At 74.0% G+C, this 21414-nt stretch carries 21 protein-coding genes and 1 pseudogene; 18 read left to right on the top strand and 4 right to left on the bottom strand.

Annotation, left to right across the window (positions count from 1 at the left end; all coding sequences use genetic code 11):
- Nucleotides 1-305 precede the first annotated feature (305 nt).
- The 3 genes from ACIF6L_RS26995 to ACIF6L_RS26985 all read right to left on the bottom strand — a co-directional run bounded on the left by ACIF6L_RS26995 (nt 306) and on the right by ACIF6L_RS26985 (nt 4835).
- Entirely contained in the window at nt 306-1823 is a 1518-nt protein-coding gene (locus ACIF6L_RS26995; RefSeq protein ID WP_396490224.1) for an MFS transporter, read from the bottom strand.
- A 166-nt stretch (nt 1824-1989) separates the two neighbouring features.
- Nucleotides 1990-4194 carry a catalase gene (locus ACIF6L_RS26990; protein ID WP_396490226.1) on the bottom strand — a complete coding sequence of 735 codons (2205 nt, stop codon included), beginning with the start codon at nt 4192-4194 and terminating at the stop codon, nt 1990-1992.
- A 131-nt stretch (nt 4195-4325) separates the two neighbouring features.
- The gene (locus tag ACIF6L_RS26985; protein WP_359840036.1) at nt 4326-4835 is read right to left on the bottom strand and encodes a DUF6328 family protein; all 510 of its coding nucleotides are present in this window, start codon (nt 4833-4835) and stop codon (nt 4326-4328) included.
- Between the two features lie 334 nt (nt 4836-5169).
- Between ACIF6L_RS26985 and ACIF6L_RS26980 the strand changes: the two genes are divergently transcribed.
- The 10 genes and pseudogenes from ACIF6L_RS26980 (at nt 5170) to ACIF6L_RS26935 (ending at nt 16012) form a co-directional block, all read left to right on the top strand.
- Nucleotides 5170-6957 carry a thiamine pyrophosphate-requiring protein gene (locus ACIF6L_RS26980; protein ID WP_329485642.1) on the top strand — a complete coding sequence of 596 codons (1788 nt, stop codon included), beginning with the start codon at nt 5170-5172 and terminating at the stop codon, nt 6955-6957.
- Nucleotides 6958-6962: 5 nt separating this feature from the next.
- Entirely contained in the window at nt 6963-7421 is a 459-nt protein-coding gene (locus ACIF6L_RS26975; RefSeq protein WP_359840038.1) for a hypothetical protein, read from the top strand.
- A 2-nt stretch (nt 7422-7423) separates the two neighbouring features.
- Nucleotides 7424-8179, top strand: a complete 756-nt coding sequence (locus tag ACIF6L_RS26970) for a gluconate 2-dehydrogenase subunit 3 family protein (protein WP_396490228.1) — start codon at nt 7424-7426, stop codon at nt 8177-8179.
- Nucleotides 8176-9894 carry a GMC family oxidoreductase gene (locus tag ACIF6L_RS26965; RefSeq protein ID WP_396490230.1) on the top strand — a complete coding sequence of 573 codons (1719 nt, stop codon included), beginning with the start codon at nt 8176-8178 and terminating at the stop codon, nt 9892-9894. The genes ACIF6L_RS26970 and ACIF6L_RS26965 overlap by 4 nt, the downstream gene beginning before the upstream one ends.
- Nucleotides 9891-11000 (top strand): enolase C-terminal domain-like protein, encoded by a 1110-nt coding sequence (locus ACIF6L_RS26960; protein WP_396490232.1) that lies wholly within the window; start codon nt 9891-9893, stop codon nt 10998-11000. The genes ACIF6L_RS26965 and ACIF6L_RS26960 overlap by 4 nt, the downstream gene beginning before the upstream one ends.
- 38 nt (nt 11001-11038) lie before the next feature.
- Complete coding sequence (locus ACIF6L_RS26955) at nt 11039-12796, top strand: glycoside hydrolase family 15 protein (protein WP_396490234.1); 1758 nt, start codon at nt 11039-11041, stop codon at nt 12794-12796.
- A 76-nt stretch (nt 12797-12872) separates the two neighbouring features.
- Entirely contained in the window at nt 12873-13757 is an 885-nt protein-coding gene (locus ACIF6L_RS26950) for a ribonuclease BN (protein WP_396490236.1), read from the top strand.
- A gap of 161 nt (nt 13758-13918) precedes the next feature.
- Entirely contained in the window at nt 13919-14212 is a 294-nt protein-coding gene (locus ACIF6L_RS26945; protein ID WP_329485639.1) for a WhiB family transcriptional regulator, read from the top strand.
- A 121-nt stretch (nt 14213-14333) separates the two neighbouring features.
- A pseudogene (locus tag ACIF6L_RS26940) lies at nt 14334-14792 on the top strand (SRPBCC family protein); the annotation flags it as partial.
- A 263-nt stretch (nt 14793-15055) separates the two neighbouring features.
- Nucleotides 15056-16012, top strand: a complete 957-nt coding sequence (locus ACIF6L_RS26935) for a TIGR03557 family F420-dependent LLM class oxidoreductase (protein WP_396490238.1) — start codon at nt 15056-15058, stop codon at nt 16010-16012.
- Nucleotides 16013-16052: 40 nt separating this feature from the next.
- Here ACIF6L_RS26935 and ACIF6L_RS26930 read toward each other — a convergent pair whose 3' ends face one another.
- The gene (locus ACIF6L_RS26930) at nt 16053-16718 is read right to left on the bottom strand and encodes an HAD family hydrolase (RefSeq protein WP_396490240.1); all 666 of its coding nucleotides are present in this window, start codon (nt 16716-16718) and stop codon (nt 16053-16055) included.
- A gap of 111 nt (nt 16719-16829) precedes the next feature.
- Here ACIF6L_RS26930 and ACIF6L_RS26925 point away from each other — a divergent pair, with 111 nt between their 5' ends.
- The 8 genes from ACIF6L_RS26925 (at nt 16830) to ACIF6L_RS26890 (ending at nt 21332) form a co-directional block, all read left to right on the top strand.
- Nucleotides 16830-17846, top strand: coding sequence for an SDR family oxidoreductase (locus tag ACIF6L_RS26925; RefSeq protein ID WP_359811853.1), 1017 nt, complete (start codon nt 16830-16832; stop codon nt 17844-17846).
- A gap of 169 nt (nt 17847-18015) precedes the next feature.
- On the top strand, nt 18016-18384 hold the full coding sequence (locus tag ACIF6L_RS26920; RefSeq protein WP_352295463.1) for a low affinity iron permease family protein: 369 nt from the start codon (nt 18016-18018) through the stop codon (nt 18382-18384).
- A gap of 172 nt (nt 18385-18556) precedes the next feature.
- Nucleotides 18557-19087, top strand: coding sequence for a hypothetical protein (locus ACIF6L_RS26915; RefSeq protein WP_359840290.1), 531 nt, complete (start codon nt 18557-18559; stop codon nt 19085-19087).
- A 77-nt stretch (nt 19088-19164) separates the two neighbouring features.
- Nucleotides 19165-19335 carry a hydrophobic protein gene (locus ACIF6L_RS26910; protein WP_359840288.1) on the top strand — a complete coding sequence of 57 codons (171 nt, stop codon included), beginning with the start codon at nt 19165-19167 and terminating at the stop codon, nt 19333-19335.
- Between the two features lie 221 nt (nt 19336-19556).
- On the top strand, nt 19557-20033 hold the full coding sequence (locus ACIF6L_RS26905; protein ID WP_352295512.1) for a ferritin-like domain-containing protein: 477 nt from the start codon (nt 19557-19559) through the stop codon (nt 20031-20033).
- Nucleotides 20034-20135: 102 nt separating this feature from the next.
- Nucleotides 20136-20396, top strand: a complete 261-nt coding sequence (locus ACIF6L_RS26900; protein ID WP_329485633.1) for a DUF4235 domain-containing protein — start codon at nt 20136-20138, stop codon at nt 20394-20396.
- Between the two features lie 59 nt (nt 20397-20455).
- Nucleotides 20456-20659, top strand: coding sequence for a hypothetical protein (locus tag ACIF6L_RS26895; protein ID WP_396490243.1), 204 nt, complete (start codon nt 20456-20458; stop codon nt 20657-20659).
- 133 nt (nt 20660-20792) lie between these two features.
- Nucleotides 20793-21332, top strand: coding sequence for a hypothetical protein (locus ACIF6L_RS26890; RefSeq protein ID WP_396490245.1), 540 nt, complete (start codon nt 20793-20795; stop codon nt 21330-21332).
- The last annotated feature ends 82 nt before the right edge of the window (nt 21333-21414 follow it).

Genomic DNA, 21414 nt, shown 5'->3' with positions numbered 1-21414 from the left:
CAGCCATCCTGACCTGCCGCGTTGTTGACTATTAGGCTCAGAGGCTAATGCATGGCCGTCCGGCCGTCCCCATTGGCATGCTCTCTCTCGTCGGCGCGACTGAGGCCCGCTCCGGCCCCCACCACGAGGGGAGTGGGGGCCGGAGCACGATCCTCGACCGGGCGTTCGCCGAGCCGAGCGCCCGGTGTCGCCCGGCGGATCGGCCACGGCGGCCAAGACGGCCGCGTCGGCCGTGATCTGACGGCCCGCCCGGGCGCAGAGGGCGTTGGCGAAGTCCCGCCGGGTCCGCGACGTCGCAACCGCCCCTAGGTGCTCTTCGCCGCGCCGACGGTGCTGAGCGGCGCGGCCAGCGACTCCAGGCTGCGCCGTTCGGCCCGGACCCCGATCGCGGCCTCGACCAGCCCGGCGGCGGTCATCAGGGCGGCGCCGATGCAGAACGCGAGGGTCGTGTCGGACACCTTGCCGCTGCTCACCAGCCCGTTGAACAGCAGCGGCCCGCTGATGCCGCCGACCGCCGTGCCGACGGCGTAGAAGAAGGCGATGCACATCGCCCGGGTCTCCAGCGGGAAGATCTCGCTGACGGTCAGGTAGGCCGAACTCGCCCCGGCGGAGGCCAGGAAGAGCACCGCCGTCCAGCAGGCCGTCATGCTGACCGCGGACAGCGAGCCCTGTTGGAAGAGGGCGGCGGTGCCGAACAGCAGCAGGCCGGAGCCGATGTAGGTGCCGGCGATCATCGGTTTGCGGCCGACCGAGTCGAAGAAGTGGCCGAGCAGCAGCGGGCCCAGGAAGTTGCCGACCGCGATCACCGCGAAGTAGTAGCCGGTGTCGCCCTCCGGCACCTCGAAGTACTTGGTGAGGATGACCGCGTAGCCGAACGTCACCGAGTTGTAGAGGAAGGCCTGGCCGATGAAGAGCGCGAGGCCCAGTACCGTGCGGCGCGGGTAACTGCCCACCACCGTACGGGCGATCGTGATGAAGCCGAGCGGTCCGCGCTCGCGGATGCGGATCGGGTCCCCCTCGACCGGCGGCAGGGCGCGGCCGGTCTCCTCCGCCACGATCCGTTCGGCCTCGGCCACCACCTCCTCCGCCTCCGCGGCGCGCCCGTGGGTGAACAGCCAGCGCGGGCTCTCCGGGACGTGCCGGCGCACCAGCAGGATCACCAGGCCCAGCACCACGCCGATGGCGAAGGCGAGCCGCCACCCGACGTCGGTGGCGAACAGCGCGGTGTTCAACAGCGCGATCGAGGCGAAGGCGCCGAGCGCCGCGCCGATCCAGAAGCTGCCGTTGATGATCAGGTCGATCCGGCCGCGCACCCGGGCCGGGATCAGCTCGTCGATCGCGGAGTTGATCGCCGCGTACTCGCCGCCGATGCCGAAGCCGGTGAAGAAGCGGCAGAGGAAGAAGAACCAGGCGCTCCAGGAGAACGCCGTGACGGCGGTGGCCACCAGGTAGACGGCCAGGGTGAGCATGAAGAGCTTCTTGCGCCCCAGCCGGTCCGTCAGCCAGCCGAAGAACAGGGCGCCGCTGCACGCACCCGCCACGTACACGGCGGCCGCGACGGTGGTCACCTGGGTCGTCGAGATGCTGACGCCGCTGCCCTGCTCGGCGAGCCGGGCCGCCATGTTGCCGACGATCGTGACCTCCAGACCGTCGAGGATCCAGACGGTCCCCAGGCCGATCACGATCCGCCAGTGCCAGCGGGACCACGGCAGCCGGTCGAGTCTGGCCGGCACGTCCGTCTCGATGACCTCGCCACCGGGCGAGTCCCCGGTCTGCGGTGGCTGTTGCGACCTCTTCGCGGACGCCTTCACCGAGTCGGCCATGACACTCTCCTCCTACGCCGGAACGGGACGCCCCCGCGTCTGCCCGGCTCTCCGGCGATCACACGGGCCGACCCGCGTCCGCCGGGACCCGGCCGTCCCCCGGGCCCCCGACGCGCCGTTGGCGGCCCCGTCGAGGGGCCGCCAACGGCGCGTCATGACCGGGCGGTCAGCGCTCCGGGAAGCGGTGCCGCTCCAGCAGGCGGGCGAAGCCGTCCCAGAAGTCCTCGTCGGCCCGCTCCCCGGGGCCGCGGACGGCGACCCCGGCCAGGTCGGTCGGATCGCCGGCCCCGGCCGCGCGGACGAGCCCGGCGCCCGATCCGAGGACCGCCACCGGCTTGCCGTGCCGCAGCGCCTCGGTGACGAACCGTACGGCGTCCGGATCGGCGGTGAGGTCGGGGCCGGTGCCGCCCGGCACGATCACGGCGTCGTAGAGGACGCCGGTGCCGTCCGGTACCACCACGGCGTCGTAGAGGACGGACGCGGTGGTGGGCAGCGGGCGGTCCACCACGAGGCGGCCGCCGTCCCGTGCGGGCAGTTCGCCGCCGTGTGCGGCGAGGGTCTCCACCGTGGCGCCGCGGGCACCCAGGTGCTCGTGCGCGGCCCGCACCTGGTCGGCGTCCGCGCCGGGGCCGACCAGCACGGCGACCTTGCGGGTGCGGATGCCGGAGCCGCGCAGGTGCTCCAGGCTCAGCGCGGGGGAGACCAGCGGCCCGGCCGCGCCGGCGTCCTCCTGCGCCGGGGCGTCCAGCTCCGCCGGCTCCGGCTCGGGCACGCCGATCCGCCGGGCGACCTCCGCGGCCAGGACGGGGTCGACGTGCACGAGGTTGCCGACGGTGCGTCGCCGCACCTCCTCGTCGACCACCTTGCCCAGCTCGAACGCGAAGGCGGCGGTGATGTGTTCCTGCTCCCAGCCGGTCATGCTGCGCCAGAACAGGGTGGCCTGGCTGTAGTGGTCGGCGAAGCTGGGGCTGCGCCGCCGGATCGTCCGGCCGTCGACCCGCTCCTGGTAGTGCTGGAAGACCCCCTCCGGCAGCCGGCCGCCGCCCATGGTGAACGGGCAGCCGCCTCCCACGGAGTTGGGCGAGTAGCCGTGACCCGGGTGGATGGTCTGCTGGCCGTGGCCGTCGCGGTGGTTGACCCGGACGTCGGCCAGCGGCCGGTTGACCGGCAGCTGCGAGAAGTTGGGGCCGCCCAGGCGGATGAGCTGGGTGTCGAGGTAGGAGAAGTTGCGGCCCTGGAGCAGCGGGTCGTTGGTGAAGTCGATACCGGGGACGATGTTGGCGGTGTGGAAGGCGACCTGCTCGGTCTCGGCGAAGAAGTTCTCCGGATTGCGGTTCAGGACCATCCGCCCGACCGGCCGGACCGGCACGAGCTCCTCCGGCACCAGCTTCGTCGGATCGAGCAGATCGAAGGGGAACGCGAACTCGTCCTGCTCCGGTATCAGTTGGACGCCGAGCTCGTACTCCGGGAAGTCGCCGTCCGCGATCGCCTCCCACAGGTCGCGGCGGTGGAAGTCCGGGTCGCGTCCGGCGGTGAGCTGGGCCTCGTCCCAGACCTGGGAGTGCGTTCCGAGCAGCGGCCGCCAGTGGAACTTCACGAAGGTCCCGCGACCGTCGGCGTTCACCAGGCGGAAGGTGTGGACGCCGAAGCCCTGCATCATCCGGTAGCTGCGGGGGATGGCCCGGTCGGACATCGCCCACATGAGCATGTGGGTGGACTCGGGCTGGAGCGAACAGAAGTCCCAGAAGGTGTCGTGGGCGGAGGCGCCGGTGGGGATCTCGTTCGGGGCCTCCGGCTTCACGGCGTGCACGAAGTCGGGGAACTTGGCGGCGTCCTGGATGAAGAACACCGGCATGTTGTTGCCGACCAGGTCGTAGTTGCCGTGGCGGGTGTAGAACTTGGTGGCGAAGCCGCGGACGTCGCGCACGGTGTCGGCGGAGCCGCGCGGGCCCTGGACGGTCGAGAACCGGACGAAGACCGGAGTGCGCCGGCCGGCCTCCTGGAGGAAGTCGGCGCAGGTGAACTCGGCGAGCGAGGCGTAGGGTTCGAAGAATCCGTAGGCGCCCGCCCCGCGGGCGTGCACCACCCGCTCGGGGATCCGCTCGTGGTCGAAGTGGGTGAGCTTCTCCCGCAGCTGGAAGTCCTCCAGCAGGGTGGGCCCGCGATCGCCGACCGTCAGCGAGTTGTCGGTGTCGTCGACCCGCACGCCCTGGTCGGTGGTCAGCGCTCCGTTCGGGTCAGGAGCCCGGGCGGCGTCCAGCGCGGCGTCCTTGGCATCGCGCCCGTGCTCCACCGGCGGCCCCGGATTCGGGGTCCCGGTGACGAGGGGCGCGTGAGGGCGGTGCTCGGGAGGTCCGGGGTTGATCGTCATGGCACGCTCTCCGTCCTGGAAGGGGCCGGGCCGCCGCTCTCCGGGCGCCCGGCCTGGGTCGGCGGTGCGGCTGCCCGATGGACGGGAGTGCAAACCGGGCGGCGCGCGTCCGGGCCCCGGCCGGCGGAGGCTCAGCGGTCCCGGTCCCTCCGGTGGGCGTGACGGCGCAGCACCGAACGGGGGAGGACGAGCCAGCAGACGCAGAACCACGCCAGCGCCGCGCCGCTGAGCACCCAGGCCGCCGGTGAGCTGTCGGTGGCGGTGCGCAGGAGCAGCAGCAGCGCGGCCGAGATGGTGAGGGCGAGCAGCACCAGGCCGAGGCCGATGAGCCGCGCGGCGACGTGGATGAGCTCGGGCTTCATGCCGTGGCCGGACATGAAGCGGTGGAACGCCACGGGGGCGATGAGCGTGCCGGTGGCGAAGGCGCCGAGCAGGACGGTGGCCACGTAGAGGTGCTTGTCGAAGTCCGGCAGTGTCGCGAAGCGGGGGGTGAAGGCGGTGGCGAGAAGGAAGCCGAAGAGGATCTGGGCGCCCGTCTGGCAGACCCGCACCTCCTGCAGCATCTCGTTCCACAGGCGGTCGGCACGCTCTTCCGGAGTCTCGTCACGCCCCCGGGCCGGTCGGTCGTGGTCTGCGGTCATCGGCGGGTCCCCTGCGGCGGTCTGGGCCGGGCGCCGACGGGGCGGCGCAGCGCGGCGAACGGGTATCGGCGGCCGGTGTGCCCTCGGCGGGACCGGCGCCGCACCCGTCTGCCCAGTCTGGCGACGGCCACGCAGGGGCGCCACCGGGAGCGGCGGCCCGGCCCGGGCGGGCGGCGGAAACCCGCCGGGCGGCGCTCACGGGCCCGGACCGACGGCGTCCGGGCACCGGCCTCCACCGGCCGGGTTTCGGCCGGCCCCGACGGGTCAGACGAGAGCGCGGGGAGTTTCTCCCGGTCCCCCGCCGGCGAGTCGAGCTGCGAACGGAGCCCAACAGATGAAGGTCTCGGACTACATCCTCGAGCGTTTGCGGCAGTGGGACGTCGAGCACGTCTTCGCCTATCCCGGTGACGGCATCAACGGCCTGCTCGCCGCCTGGGGCAGGGCCGACGACAAGCCGCAGTTCGTGCAGGCGCGGCACGAGGAGATGGCCGCCTTCGAGGCCGTCGGCTACGCCAAGTTCTCCGGCCGGACGGGGGTGTGCGCCGCGACCTCCGGCCCGGGCGCGATCCACCTGCTGAACGGCCTCTACGACGCCAAGCTCGACCACGTCCCGGTCGTCGCGATCGTGGGCCAGACCGACCGCAGCGCGATGGGCGGCTCCTACCAGCAGGAGGTCGACCTCCTCTCGCTCTACAAGGACGTCGCCTCCGCCTACTGCGAGATGGTCACCGTCCCCGAGCAGCTGCCCAACGTGCTGGACCGGGCGATGCGCATCGCCGCCACCAGCCGCACCGTCACCGCCGTGATCGTCCCAGCTGACGTCCAGGAGCTCGACTACCAGCCGCCGGCCCACGCCTTCAAGATGGTGCCCTCCAGCCTCGGCGTCGGCCGGTACGCGCCGGTGCCGTCGGACGCGGACCTCGCCCGCTGCGCCGAGATCCTCAACGCCGGCGAGAAGGTGGCCGTCCTGGTCGGCCAGGGCGCGCGGCGGGCGCGCGCCGAGGTCGAGCAGGTCGCCGGGATCCTCGGCGCCGGGGTGGCGAAGGCGCTCCTCGGCAAGGACGTGCTGCCGGACACGCTGCCCTACGTGACCGGCTCGATCGGCCTGCTGGGGACCCGGCCGTCCTACGAGCTGATGCGCGACTGCGACACCCTGCTGGTGATCGGCTCCAGCTTCCCGTACACCCAGTTCCTCCCCGAGTTCGGCAAGGCCAGGGCCGTGCAGATCGATGTCGACCCGTCGATGGTGGGCCTGCGCTACCCGTTCGAGCTGAACGTGGTGGGCGACGCGACGGAGACCCTCAAGCGCCTCATCCCCCTGCTGGACCAGAAGACGGACCGGTCCTGGCGGGAGACGGTCGAGGAGAACACCGCCCGCTGGTGGGAGGTCATGGAGCGGCGCGCCGCCGTCTCCGCCGACCCGCTCAACCCCGAGCACGTGGTGCACGCCCTCGACGCCCTGCTGCCGGAGAACGCCATGATCGCCGCGGACTCCGGGTCCGCCGCCAACTGGTACGCCCGCCACCTGCGGATGCGCGGGACGATGCGCGGCTCCCTGTCGGGCACCCTCGCCACCATGGGCCCCGGGGTCCCGTACCTGATCGGGGCGAAGTTCGCCCACCCGGACCGCCCCGCCATCGCCATCGTCGGGGACGGCGCGATGCAGATGAACGGCCTCGCCGAACTGATCACCGTCGCGAAGTACTACCAGCAGTGGTCGGACCCGCGGCTGATCGTCGCCGTCCTCAACAACCAGGACCTCAACCAGGTCACCTGGGAGATGCGGGCCATGCAGGGTGCCCCGCAGTTCGAGCCCTCCCAGCACCTGCCGGACGTGCGGTACGCCGACTTCGCCGTCCAGCTGGGCCTCTACGGCACCCGGGTGGAGAAGCCCGAGGACGTCGAGCCGGTGTGGCGCCAGGCACTCGCCTCGGAGCGGCCGTACGTCATCGACTTCCGCACCGACCCGGCCGTGCCGCCGATCCCGCCGCACGCCTCGCTCGACCAGATCACCGCCGCCGCCTCGGCGGTCCTCAAGGGCGACAGCGACCGCGGGTCCATGGTCAAGCAGGGCCTCAAGGCGAAGATCCAGGAGTTCCTGCCCGGCAGCGGCAAGGAGTGAGCGCGATGACCAGGGCCCCGGCCGCACGGCACCTGCCCGGGCTCGTGCCCCGCGCGGTGCACGACGTACGCCACGGCCGCTTCGAGCGGTCCCTGTCGCTGCTGATGTCGGGCGGCGCCCTGGTGACGGCCGCCGAGATCTACCTGGAGCACGACCGCGCGAGCTTCGGCAACCGCGTGATGTGGTGGCCGGTCGTGCTGGGGCCGCTGGCCGCCGCGGCGGGGGTGGCGGGATTCGCCAGCGAGCGCGCCGCGCACACCGTGCTGCCCGTGATGTCGGCAGCCGTGGTGGCCAACGGCCTCCAGGGCACCTACCTGCACGCGCGGGGCGTCGCCCGCAAACCCGGGGGCTGGGCGATGGCCCGCTACAACGTCGAGATGGGCCCGCCGCTATTCGCACCGCTCCTGGTGACGATGGTCGGGGGGATGGGCCTGCTCGCCGCCGTCCTGCGCCGGGAGCGGTGACCGTGCCCGCGCGCCGCCGGCCCGCCCGCCGGACCGTCCCCTCCGGCGAGGCGGGTCGGCGCTTCCCCGGCTTCGACGTCCTGGACCAGTCCGACGCCTGGGACCCGGCGACCGCCGCCACCGTCCACCAGCGCCTCCAACTCCAGCCCGACCTGAGGTACTTCACCCCGGTGGAGGAGGCCTGCGCGGGCGCCCTGCTGGACCGGCTGCTCGCCCAGGACGGCCCGCCGGAGCGCCCGAAGGTGCCGGTCCTCCAGATGATCGACGCCCGCCTCGCCGAGGCCCGGACGGACGGCTGGCGGTACCGGGACATGCCCGAGGACGGGGAGGCCTGGCGGGCCTCGCTGCGGGCCCTCGACGAGGACGCCGCCGACCGCTACGGCGCGCCGTTCGCGGCGCTCGACCCCGACCGGCAGCGCGCCCTCGTCCAGGCCGTCCAGGACCTGCGCGGCAAGCCCTGGCACGGCATGCCCGCCGCCCATGTGTGGAGCCTGTGGACCAGGTACGCCTGCACCGCCTTCTACGCCCACCCGTGGTCGTGGAACGAGATCGGCTTCGGCGGGCCGGCCTACCCGCGCGGCTACGCCCGCCTCGGCGTGGGGGCGCGCGAACGCTGGGAGCACCCTGACGCGGACCCCGCCGACCCGGCCGGACCCGCTCCCGGGGGAGACGGCGCCGACGACGGCCCCGCCGATCACGGCCCCCACGGCCACGACTCCGCCGACGACAGCCCCGCCGACCGAAAGGACAGGACGTGAGCCGACGTCTGGAAGCGGTACGGTCCACGCTGGCCCTCACGGCCGGATCGCAGCAGGAGATCCGGGACCGCAACGCCTCCGCCTGGCTGCTGCCGGACGACGGAAGCCGGTTCGACCACGCGCTGATCGAGAACATGCGCCGCTTCGACGACACGGACGAGGTGGACCTGGTCATCGTCGGCTGCGGCGCCGGCGGCGCCACCCTCGCCCAGCGGATGGCGCACGCGGGGTGGTCCGTGGTCTGCCTGGAGGCCGGGCCGTTCTGGGATCCGGACACCGAGTGGGTCAGCGACGAGGCCGGCTCCCACCACCTCTACTGGACGGAGCCGCGGGTGATCTCCGGGCAGGACCCGGTCCCCATGGGTTCCAACAACTCCGGTCGCGGCGTCGGCGGTTCGACCGTGCACTTCGCCGGATTCGTGCCCCGCCTGCACCCCAGCGACTTCTCCACGCTCACCGACGACGGCGTCGGCGCCGACTGGCCGATCCGCTACGAGGACCTGCGCCCGTCCTACGAGCGGATCGAGCAGGAACTCCCCGTCGCCGGGCAGTACTGGCCGTGGGGCGACCCGCACGCCTACCCGCACGCCCCGCACCCGGTGGGCGGCAACGGCGAGATCTTCCTGCGCGGCGCGGCCGCCGCCGGGATCGAGGCCCGGGTGGGCCCGGTCGCCATCACCAACGGCCGGTTCGGCAACCGCCCGCACTGCGTCTACCGGGGCTTCTGCCTCCAGGGGTGCAAGGTCAACGCCAAGGGTTCCACCTTCGTCACCCACGTCCCCGACGCCCTCGCGCACGGCGCCGAGATCCGCACCGACGCCATGGTCACCGCGATCGAGACCGACGCCGACGGCAGCCGCGCCACCGGGGTCCGCTATCTGCGCCGGGGGCGCGAACACCTGCAGCGCGCCCGGACGGTGGCCGTCGCCGGGTACGCGATCGAGACCCCGCGGCTGCTGCTCAACTCCGCGAACCGGCGCTTCCCCGAGGGGCTCTGCAACGACCACGACCTGGTCGGCCGCTACGTCATGGTGCAGGGCGCCCCGCAGACCGCCGGGCGCTTCGCGGAGGAGATCCGCGCGTACAAGGCGCCCCCGCCGGAGGTCTCCTCCGAGGCCTTCTACGAGACCGACCCCGGCCGTCCCTACAAGCGGGGCTTCGCCGTCCAGACCGTCTCCCCGCTGCCGATCACCTGGGCCGAGCACGTGGCGGCCCAGGGCCACTGGGGGCACGACCTGCGCCGCTACCTCCAGGACTACATCCACTGGGCCACCCTCGGCGCCCTGTGCGAACTCCTCCCGCAGCCCGACAACCGCGTCACCCTCGCCACCGAGAAGGACCGCCACGGCCTGCCGGTGGCCGACTTCTCCTACACCCAGTGCGACAACGACCGGGAGGTGATCAAGGCCGCCCGGTCGACCATGGAGGAGATCCTGCGGGCGGCCGGCGCCACCGAGGTCATCACCATCGAGCGCTACGCCCACCTGGTCGGCGGCTGCCGGATGGCCCAGGACGCCGAACACGGCGTCGTCGACGCCGACCTGCGGAGCTTCGCGATCCCCAACCTGCTGATCACCGACGGCAGCGTGCTGCCCACCCAGGGCTCCGCCAACCCGGCGCTGACCATCATGGCCCTCGTCGACCGCGCTGCCGGGCGGCTGGCCGCCGGAGCCCGGTCCGGGCTGCGCGCACCCGCCGGGAGGAGCGCCCGATGACCGATACCGACGGACCGCCGCTGGAGCGGATCGACGTCCAGGTGCTGACCGTGCCCACCGACGCGCCCGAGGGCGACGGCACCCTCGCCTGGTCGTCCACCACCATGGTCCTCGTGCACGCGCACGCCGCGGGCACCACCGGCACCGGCTGGACGTACGGCGCCGCCGCCACCGCCGACGTGATCAGGGACGAACTGGCCGGGGTGGTCACCGGGCAGTCCGTCCTCGACGTCCCCGCCCGCAACGAGGCGATGACCCGGGCGGTGCGCAACGCCGGCCGCCCCGGCCTGGTCGCCGGCGCGATCTCCGCGGTGGACATCGCCCTGTGGGACGTCAAGGCCCGGCTGCTCGGACTGCCGCTGGTCCGCCTGCTCGGCGCCGCCCGCACCGAGGTGCCGGTCTACGGCAGCGGCGGCTTCACCACCTACGACGACGCGCGGCTGGCCGACCAGCTGCGCGACTGGGCGGACCGGCAGGCCGTCCCCCGGGTCAAGATCAAGATCGGCGAGTCCCGCGGCACCCGCGAACAGCGCGACCTGCACCGCGTCGAGCGGGCCCGGGAGGTCATCGGCGACACCGCCGAACTGTACGTGGACGCCAACGGCGCCTACACCCGCAAGCAGGCCGTACGGATCGGCCGCACCCTCGCCGGACTGGGGGTGAGCTGGTTCGAGGAACCGGTCTCCTCGGACGACCTGTCCGGGCTGGCCCTGGTCCGCGACGCCCTCACCGCCGACGTCGCCGCGGGGGAGTACGGCTACGACCTGCCCTACTTCGCCCGGATGATCCCGGCGGTGGACTGCCTGCAGGCCGACGCCACCCGCTGCGGCGGCCTCACCGTCTGGCTGCGGGCGGCGGCCCTCGCCGAGGCGCACGGCCTCCAGCTCTCCGGCCACTGCGCCCCGCACGTCCACGCCCACGCCGCCGCGGCCGTCCCCAACCTCCGCCACCTGGAGTGGTTCCACGACCACGTCCGGATCGAGAACCTGCTCTTCGACGGCGCCCTCGACCCCCGCGGCGGGGTGCTGCGCCCCGGCGCGGACGGCGCGCCGGGCCTCGGCCTCACCCTGCGCGCCGACCGCGCCGAGCAGTACCGCACCGGCTGAGCACCGACCCGCCACCCCGCCGAAGGAGAGCCGAGCCCGTGACCGACGACCGCCCCCAGCCCCACGCGCTGCGCGACTACGCCCTGCTGGCCGACGGCGAACGCGGCGCCCTGGTGGGCCCCAGGGGCGACCTGGTCTGGATGTGCGCACCGCGCTGGGACAGCGACGCCGTCTTCTCCGCACTGATCGGCGGCCCCGGCTGGTACTCCGTCACCCCCGCCGCCCCCTTCGTCTGGGGCGGCTACTACGAGAGCGGCACCCTGATCTGGCGCAGCCGCTGGGTGACCACCGGCGGCATCGTCGAGTGCCGCGAAGCCCTCGCCCACCCCGGCGACCCGCACCGGGCCGTCGTGCTGCGCCGGATCCTCGCCGTCGACGGGCCGGCGACCGTGGACGTGACCCTGCAGGCCGCCGCCGCGTTCGGCGAGCAGCCCGCCCGTGACCTGCGGCGCGACGAGACCGGGCGCTGGACGGGCCGGGCCGGCGACCTGCACCTGCGCTGGACCGGCGCACCGGCGGCCCGGCCCCGTGACGACGGCGGCCGCCCCACCCTCCGCACCCGGCTGGAGCTGGCCGCCGGCGCGCACCACGACCTCGTACTGGAGCTCTCGGACCGGCCGCCCGGCCGGGTCGCGAGCGCCGACCGGCTCTGGCGGTCCACCGAGGCCGCCTGGGCGCAGCAGGTCCCGACCTTCCCCGACGCGCTCGGCTCCCGCGACGCCCGGCACGCCTACACCGTCCTGCGCGGCCTCACCGGCGCCCACGGTGGCACCGTGGCCGCCGCCACCACCAGCCTCCCCGAACGCGCCGAGCAGGGGCGCAACTACGACTACCGCTACGTGTGGATCCGCGACCAGGGCTACATCGGCCAGGCCGTCGCCGCCGCCGGTCCGCACCCGCTGCTCGACGACTCGGTCCGCTTCACCACGGCCCGCCTCCACGAGCACGGCCCCGACCTCGCCCCCGCGTACACCACCACCGGCGCCGCCATCCCGGACCGGCGCACCCTGGACCTGCCGGGCTACCCGGGCGGCTTCGACGTGGCGGGCAACCACGTCAACCGGCAGTTCCAGCTCGACGCCCTCGGCGAGTGCCTGCTCCTCCTCGCCGCCGCCGCCCGCCACGGCCGGCTGGACATCGACGGCGTCCAGGCCGCCCGGATCGCCGCCGACGCCATCGCCCACCGCCATACCGAGCCCGACGCCGGGATCTGGGAACTCCACGACGACCACTGGACCCACAGCCGTCTCACCGCCGCCGCGGGGCTGCGGGCGGCCGCCACCGCCGGCGCCGCCGACCGCTCCACCGCCGGCCGCTGGGAGGCGCTCGCGGACGAGATCACCGCCCGGACCGCCGCCACCGGCACCCACCCGACCGGCCGCTGGCAGCGCACCCCCACCGACCCCGGCGTCGACGCCGCCCTGCTGCTCCCCGCGATCCGCGGCGCCGTCGCCCCGGACGACCCGCGCACCCGCGCGACGCTCGACGCGGTACGGGCGGAACTCTGCCGGGACCACTACGCCTACCGGTTCCGCCACGACGAGCGGCCGCTGGAGGATGCCGAGGGAGCGTTCCTGCTCTGCGGCTTCGTCATGGCGCTCGCCGAACACCAGCAGGGCGACCCCGTGGAGGCGGCCCGGTGGTTCGAGCGCAACCGGGCGGCCTGCGGACCGCCCGGCCTGTTCGCGGAGGAGTTCGACATCGCCCAGCGCCAGCTCCGCGGCAACCTGCCGCAGGCCTTCGTCCACGGCCTGATGCTGGAGGCCGCCGTGCGGCTGGCCGGGCCCACCCGCTGATTGCGGCGGCCGTCCCTGTCTGCGACAGCCTGCGCGTGGTAGGCGCGAGGACGGGGACGACGGCGTGGAGGCCACCATGGCTGAGGACCGGGACCGGGACCGGGACGCGACCCCGGGCACGCCGGGCACAGCGGGCACCGCGGGCGCGACCGTGGCGCCCGGGCGCCGCAGCGCCGCCTCGGTCGCCCTGGAGGTCTGGAAGCAGGGCCGCTCGGTGGAACTCCTGCAGCGCTCGATGGCCTTCGCCGCGCTGTTCTTCGTCACGCTGGTGCCGCTGCTGATCGTGATCGCCGCGGCCCCGCCCACCCGGAACAGCGGAATCAGCCAGTGGATCACCGACGGCCTGGGCCTGACCGGCCGCGGCGCGCAGGCCACCCGCGGCCTGTTCGCCTCCCGCGGCCAGATCCTCAGCACCACCACCGGCTTCGGCCTCGCCGCCCTGACGGTCTTCGGCATCTCCCTGATGGCCTCTGTCCAGACCGTCTACGAGCGCATCTGGCAGCTCGAACGCGGCCCCTGGCACGCCGTCTGGCGTCAGGCCCTCGGCCTGGCCGGACTGACCGCCTACATCCTCATCGCCGCCTGGAGCGGCAGCCCGTGGCAGGGCAGCGCGGCCCAGCCCGCGCTGCGCCTGGCCGCCACCGTGCTCGGCGGCGTCCTGCTGTTCTGGTGGCTGCAGCGCCTGCTGCTCGGCGCACGCGTCCCCTGGCTGTGGCTGCTCCCCGGCGCGCTGGCCACCATGGCCGCCCTGACCGGGCTGCGGTACTTCTCCCGGCTGGTCCTCGCCCCGCTGCTGGTCTCCAACGCGGTCTCGTACGGGACGGTCGGCGCGGTCCTGGTGGTGCAGTCCTGGCTGATCGGCGTGGGCTACACCATCTACGGCGGGGCGCTCGCCGGCCACGCGATCATGAGGAGGCGAGCGAGCCTGGCGTCCGACGGCGCCGTGCCGGCGGACCGCTGACGGGTGAGCGCCGACCGGTGACCGTTCCGGGGCGCCCCGGTACGCGTGGGATCGGCGGGAGCGGGCACACGCCCGCACAGCCGAGGCCGTCCGGCGGCCCGGCCCCTCGCCACCCGTACTCCCGACCCTTCCCGGTCACGTCCAGCCGAGGTGAGAACCCCTTGACCAACATCTCGCGCCTGCCCGGCGCCTTCGACCACCGTTGGAACTGGCAGCTCGCCGCCGCGTGCCGCTCCGTCGACACCGCGTTGTTCTTCCACCCGTTCGGTGAACGCGGCCAGGCACACGACGACCGGGAGGAGCAGGCGAAGCGGATATGCCGGGGCTGCCCCGTCCGCGAAGAGTGCCTCCGGCACGCCCTGGAAGTGCGTGAGCCGTACGGTGTCTGGGGCGGTCTGTCGGAGACGGAGCGCGCCGACCTGCTCGGCCCCGTCCGCTCCCCGCAGGCCGCGTGACCGGCACGCCGGAGCCGGGTCCCGGGACCGCCCGGGTGACCTCCTGATTGAGCGCCTGCGATCGGGGCAGGCGCGGCGGTGTACGGAATGCCCGATCCTGTCGATTCGGAAGGAGACCGTTGTGAGCAAGGTGAAGGAGTCCATCGACGTGGACGTCCCGCTGCACAGCGCCTACAACCAGTGGACGCAGTTCGAGGACTTCCCGCGTTTCATGGAGGGCGTGGAGGAGGTCCGCCAGACCGACGACCGGCACTCGCACTGGACGACGAAGGTCGCGGGTGCGCGCCGCGAGTTCGACACCGAGATCGTCGACCAACTCCCCGACGAGCGGATCTCCTGGCGCACCGTCGGCGGTGACGTCCAGCAGATGGGAGTCGTGACCTTCCAGCGCCTCGACGACTCCCACACCCGGGTGAGCCTGGCCATGGACTTCCACCCGACGGGCATGGCCGAGAAGGCCGGTGACCTGCTCGGTGTCCTGGACCGGCAGGTCAAGGGCGATCTGAAGCGGTTCAAGGGCTTCATCGAGGAACAGGGCCGTGAGAGCGGAGGCTGGCGCGGCCGGCTCTCCCCCGAGGGCACCGGCGGCCAGGGCTCCGGCGGTCAGGGCTCCGGTGGTCAGGGCTCCGGCGGGCCCACGGCACTCGGCGACGCGCCGCCGCGCGAGCGGCCCCAGGCCCGGATGACCGGTGAGGGCGCACCGCCCCTGCCGGCGGACCCGGACGACATGCGACACGGCTGACCCGCCCCGATGCCCGGGCCCCGGCGCCCCGAACCACGGCGCCGGGGCCCGGGCATCGCCGGTCCGTGCCGCCACCGTTACCCGGAAGGACAGGTAGACCCATGACCGAGTACGGCTACTTCCTCTCCTGCGAGGAGTTCACCCCGGCCCAACTGCTCGACCAGGCCCGGCTCGCGGCCGAGGCCGGCTTCACCCGGCTGGCCGTCTCCGACCACTTCCACCCGTGGAACGACGCCCAGGGCAGCAGTCCGTTCGTCTGGTCGGTGATCGGCGCCCTCTCGCAGACCGTCGACCTGCCGGTCACCACCCTCGTGACGTGTCCGACGGTCCGCCTGCACCCGGCGGTCACGGCGCAGGCCGCCGCCACCTCCGCCGTCCTGCTGGGCGGGCGCTTCACGCTGGGTGTCGGTACCGGCGAGGCGCTCAACGAGCACGTGCACGGGGATCGTTGGCCCTCGTTCGACGAACGGGCCGAGATGCTGGAGGAGGCCCTGGAGGTGATGCGCAAGCTGTTCGCCGGCGAGCAGGTCTCCCACCGCGGCCGGCACTACACCGTCGACAACGCCCGCCTCTACACCGTCCCCGCCGAGGCACCGCCGGTCTACGTCTCCGGCTTCGGGCCGAACGCCGCCGCCCTCGCGGGCCGGATCGGGGACGGCTTCGTCACCATGACCCCCGACCGCGACCTGGTCGGCGCGTTCCGTGCGGGCGGCGGCGCCGGCAAGCCGGTGATCGGTGGCGTGAAGGTCTGCTGGAACGACGACCGGGACAAGGCCGTCGACCTGGTGCACCGGCTCTGGCCGACCGAACTGCTGCCGGGCGAGCTCGCCCAACTCCTCCCCACCCCGGCCCACTTCGAGCAGGCCAGCGAACTGGTCACGCCCGAGATGGTGGCCGAGGCGGTGACCTGCGGCAACGACGCGGACGAGCACGTCGCGACGCTGCGGTCCTACGTCGACGCGGGCTTCGATGAGGTCTACGTCGGCCAGATCGGCCCCGACAACGAGGCCTTCTTCGACCACTACCGCCGCGAGGTCCTGCCGGCCCTCCCGCGCTGACGGGCCCGCGCCGCGCCGGGGGCGCTGACGGACCGGTCCGTCAGCGCCCCCGGCCGAGCGCGCTGTCCGCCAGCCCCGCCAGCAGCGCCGCCACGTCCTCATGGACCTCCAGCGCCCCGGCGGCCCGCAGGTCCCGTTCGCTCCAGCCGCCGGACAGGACGGCGACGCACGGCACCTCGGCGGCCGCCGCGGCCTGCACGTCCCACGGAGTGTCCCCGACGAAGACCGCCTCCTCGGGCCGCGCGCCGGCCTTGTCGAGCGCCGCCCGGACGAGGTCGGGGGCGGGCTTGCTCGCGTCGACGTCGTCCGCACCGGTGACGGCGGCCACCACGTCGTCCGCGTCGAGGACGTCGCGCATCACCGCGAGGTCCCGCCCGGAGGCCGAACTCGCCAGCACCACCGTCCAGCCCCGCGCGGCGACCGCGCGCAACAGCGCGGCCGCCCCGTCGAAGGGCCGCAGCACGGGCCAGAAGCGGGCGTAGAGCGCCTGGTGGGCCGCGCTCAGGTCACCGTCCCCGGACCGGTCACGGTCCCGGCCGAGGACGTGGTCGAGCAGCTGGTCGCCCCCCATGCCGATCGACGCGTGGATGCGCGCCATCGCCGGAGTGTGCCCGTACTGCGCCAGCGCCTCGGCCCAGGCGAGGGTGTGCAGGTAGTTCGTGTCGAGGAGGGTGCCATCGACGTCGAACAGCGCTGTCGGTGCCATCGGGCGCCTCCTGTCCGTCACGGTTCGCTCCGCCGACGCTACGGCGGCCCCGGGCCGAACGCGACCGGGCCGGGCGCGTTTGACCTGCGCGGCGCCGGACAGACGACGGTCATGACTGCATCGAGGCGCACCGAACGGGTCGTGGTGGTGACCGGCGCGAGTGCCGGAATCGGGCGTGCCTGCGTCCGGGCCTTCGCCGAGCGGGGCGACCGGCTCGCGCTGATCGCCCGCGGCCGGGCGGGCCTGGAAGCGGCGGCCGCGCAGGCCCGGGAGGCCGGTGCGACGGTGATCACGATCGAGGCCGACACCGCCGACCCCGACGCCGTCGAGGCCGCCGCCGAGCGCGTCGAGAACGAACTCGGCCCGATCGACGTGTGGGTGAACGACGCCTTCACCTCCGTGTTCGCGCCCTTCACCGAGATCACCCCGGAGGAGTTCCGCCGCGTCACCGAGGTCAGCTACCTCGGCTACGTCTACGCCACCCGCAGCGCCCTGCGGCGGATGCTGCCGCGCGACCACGGCACGCTGGTGCACGTCGGTTCCGCGATCGCCTACCGGGGGATCCCGCTGCAGAGCGCCTACAGCGGCGCCAAGCACGCCCTGCAGGGGTGGCACGAGGCGCTCCGCTGCGAGCTGCTGGCCTCCGGTACCGCCGTGCGGACCACGATGGTGCAGATGCCGGCGGTGAACACCCCGCAGTTCGACTGGGTGCTGTCGCGGCTGCCGAACCGCGCCCGGCCCGTGGCCCCGATCTACCAGCCCGAGGTCGCGGCCCGCGCCGTGCTGCACGCCGCCGACCGGCCACAGCGGCGGGAGTACTGGGTGGGCGGCAGTACGGCGGCCACCCTGCTGGCCAACGCGGTCGTGCCCGGGCTGCTGGACCGCTACCTGGCCCGGACCGGCTTCGACTCCCAGCAGACCGACCGCCGCCGCCGCGACGACGAGCCCGCCAACCTGTGGCGGCCCGTCGACGCGAGGGAGGACCACGGCGCCCGCGGCCGCTTCAGCGACAGCTCCCACGACCGGAGCCTGCAGTTCTGGGCCACCACCCACCGGGGGCCGCTCGCCGCCGCAGCGGTCGCCGGCCTCGCCCTCGGCCTCGGCCTGTACGCCGGGCGGACGCGATGACGGGCGCGCGGGGCACGGCGCCGCGGCGCTCGTGGCGTCCCCCGGCGCGTCCCTCGGCCCGAGCCGTCCCGCCCGCCCGCTTCGGTGAGCCCGGGACGGTGGCCGGGCGACGGGTGGGCCCGCGTGCCGTCGCCCGTGTCCGCGCACGGCGGGTGATAGGCAGAGGGGCATGACCCTCTCACACCCCGCCGCCCGGAGCGACGGTGCACGCGGGCGGTTCGAGCGGCTCGCCGAGGCCGCCTCCAACCTCACCAGCTCTCCGGCGTTCTCCGTGTTCTGCGTCCTGCTGGTGGCCGCCTTCGTCGCGGTCCACGCGGCCGGACTGTCGACGGAGTGGCAGATCCTCGTCGGCGACACCATGACCGCGATCACCCTGCTCCTGCTGGCGCTGCTCAAGAACGCCGAGCGCCGCGCCGAACACGCCATCCAGCGCAAGCTCGACGCGATCGCCGCCGCCCTGCTCGAACAGCACGAGGGCCACGAGGGCGAGGCCCACCTGGCGCTCCGCGAGGCCATCCGGATGGAGGAGCGGCTCTGAACCCCCGCCCGGTCCGGGCGGCCACCGCGCCCCCGGCCCGGCCCGCCCGCCGGGCGGAGCCCCGCAGCGAGGGGCACCATGGGAGGCGTACCGCCGTTCGGCCCGGGCGCCCGCGACGCGGTCGCGAGGCACGCGAGCGCCGACCCGACAGACCCTCGCCCCTGGAGGTCACGTGAGGTCACCTCAACTCCTGGCCCAGCCCCTGGGCGTCTACCTGAACGACCACCTCACCGGAGCGTTCGGCGGCGCCGCACTCGCGCGCCGGATGGCCGACTCCCATGCCGACAGCCGGCGCGCCGCCGAACTGCGCGAGCTGGCCCGGCAGGTCGAGGAGGACCGCGACGAACTCGTCCGCATCATGAACCGGCTGGGCGTACCGGTGCGGCACTACCGCACCTGGCTGGGCATCGCCGGCGAACGCATCGGGCGGCTCAAGCCCAACGGCACCCTGGTCCACCGCGCCCCGCTGTCCGACCTGGTCGAGCTGGAGATGATGCGCACCGGGGTCGCGGGCAAGACCGCCCTCTGGCGCGCGCTGCGCGCCATCGCCGACGAGGAGCCCCGCCTCGACCGCGACGACCTGGACCGGCTCATCGCACGCGCCACCGACCAGGCCCGCACGCTGGACGGCTGGCACCGCCTGGTCAGCGCCGAGGTGCTCGCCGGGGGCGGCGCCGGATCCGGCGGGCCGTCGCCGCTCTGAACGCGGGGGCGTGGAACTCCGAACCGGGGGAAGACGACTGCCACCACTGGTGACACCGACCTTGGAGGCTGTTCGGGATGGTTCCTCTGCTGCTCGTCCTGCTGCTGGTCCTGATCCTCTTCGGAGCCGGATTCGCGCTGAAGGCCCTCTGGTGGGTGGCCGTCGCGGTGCTGGTCATCTGGCTGCTCGGCTTCGTCGCGCGCGGCGCGAGCAGTTCGGGCGGCCGGGGCCGCTGGTACCGCTGGTAGACCTCGGCCCGGCACGGGGCGCGGCCCGCCGCGCCCCGTGCCGGGCCTTGCCGCGGCCTTGCTGCGAACCGGTGGTGTCCGGAACGGGTGGGAATGTCCTCGCCCGTCCGGGGGAAGACGTGGCCCGGACCGTCCTTCCCCCGACCCCTTGGGAGTGCACTGTGGCAGGCGACGACTTCGTCATCGACGTGAGCCGGATCCGGGACGAGGCCCGGAAGAAGATGGCCGAGGGCGCGGTGACCAGCACCTACGGCCTCGACACCGAGAAGGTGATCGCCGTTCTGAACGACGTGGTCGCCACCGAGGTGGTCTGCTGGCTGCGCTACACGCGGCACGCCATCTCGGCCACCGGCATCGACCGGGCCCAGGTGGCGGCCGAGTTCACCGAGCACGCCGCCGAGGAGATGCAGCACGCGCTGCGGGCCGCCGGACGCATCGCGCAGCTCGGCGGCGAGCCCGACTTCGACCCCAGCACCCTCGCCAGTCGTGCCCACACCGACTACACCACGCCGGACGAGAAGGACCTCACGGCGATGCTGGAGCACAACCTACTGGCCGAACGCATCGTCATCTCCACCTACCAGGAGATCGCCCGCTGGCTCGGGGACCACGACCCGACCACCCGCCGCCTCATCGAGTCCATCCTCGAAGAGGAGGAGGAGCACGCCGACGACCTCACCGACCTGCTCGCCATCTGATTCCCGGCCGGCGGGCCGCCCCGGTGGATTGGCCGGCCCGCCGACGGACAGACGCACAGCATGGAACGGCCGACGGCGGTCGTGCGATCCGGGGAGACTGCGATGATCAAGATCCTCTACAAGCCGCTCGGGCTCCTGTTCGGCGTTCTCGGCGGGCTGATCGCGGGGGCCCTGTTCCGGCGCCTGTGGGCGCTCCTCGGACACGAGGAGGACGCTCCGGAGGCCACCGACCAGGAGCGCACCTGGCGGGAGGTGCTGACCGCGGCCGCCCTGCAGGGAGCGCTGTTCGCCCTCGTGAAGGCGGCGGTGGACCGCGGCGGCGCGGTCGGCACCCGCCGCCTGACCGGCACCTGGCCGGACTGACCCGCGGCCCGGCGAAGCCGCCCGGGCACGGGCCGCCGGCGACACAGGAGGGCAGACCCATGAAGGAGTTCGACCGCGAGCGGGCCCACCGGAAGTCCGAGGACCTCTCCCACCTCAACGACGAGGTGGACGAGAAGAACACCGAGCACATCGATCGGGCCCGCCAGGGTCCGGGCGACGGCGGTGACCGCTCCGACGGCGGTGACCGCTCCGAGGACGGGGACGGCGACGCCGCCGAGCAGGCGTCGCGGCGGAGCGTCTGATCCGACCGCCCCCGGTCCGGCCCTATCGGGCAGGGCCGGGGGCGGTCGGCATGTTAGGGCCGCGGTGGGCCGGGTAGACGAGGCCCAGCGAGGGGAGGGCACGGGGGCCGAACGGACCGAAGGGACTCCCGACATGCTGCTGCTCGGACTTCTGCTGATGGCCGCCGCCGGCGCGTTCACCGGCCTGCTGATCGCGGACAACCTCAATGGCGGGCCCGACTACCAGGTCTCCGTCCTCGGATCCGACCTGGTGACGCTCAACAGCCTGGCGATCTTCCTCGCCGGGGTGGCGCTCGCCCTGCTCTTCTGCCTCGGACTGGCCCTGATCGTCCTCGCCCGGCGGACCCGCCCGGTGCGGCTCGGCGCCCACCGCAGGGGCCGCCCGGAGGGCTACCCCGCTCCCGTCGAACCCGTTCCCTCGCGGCCGGTCGCGCCCGCGACGCCCGTCCAGCGCGACGACCCCCGCCGACCGGCCGACCCGGCCGGCCGACCCGAGCCCCAGACCTACGCGCTCGACCCGCAGGCCCTCACACAGGAGCAGCAGGCCTACCCGCCCGAGCCGCAGACCTACGCGCGCGACCCGCGAGCCGCCGCGCCCGAACAGCCGCAGGAGGAGGAGCGGACCGCCGAGCCCGGACGGGGCGGCCGGATCCGGCACCTCTTCGGCCACTGACCGCGTCGTGGTGATCCACGGCAGGCCACGATCCGCAGGTTAGCCGGCCCGCATCGCGGGCACCCGCACCGGCGGACGTGAA

This window comes from Kitasatospora sp. NPDC086009 (assembly GCF_044540385.1).
In the GTDB taxonomy this organism is placed as follows: domain Bacteria; phylum Actinomycetota; class Actinomycetes; order Streptomycetales; family Streptomycetaceae; genus Kitasatospora.
The sequence above is the reverse complement of the archived record's forward strand: the minus strand, read 5'-3'. Positions and strand labels throughout refer to the sequence as shown.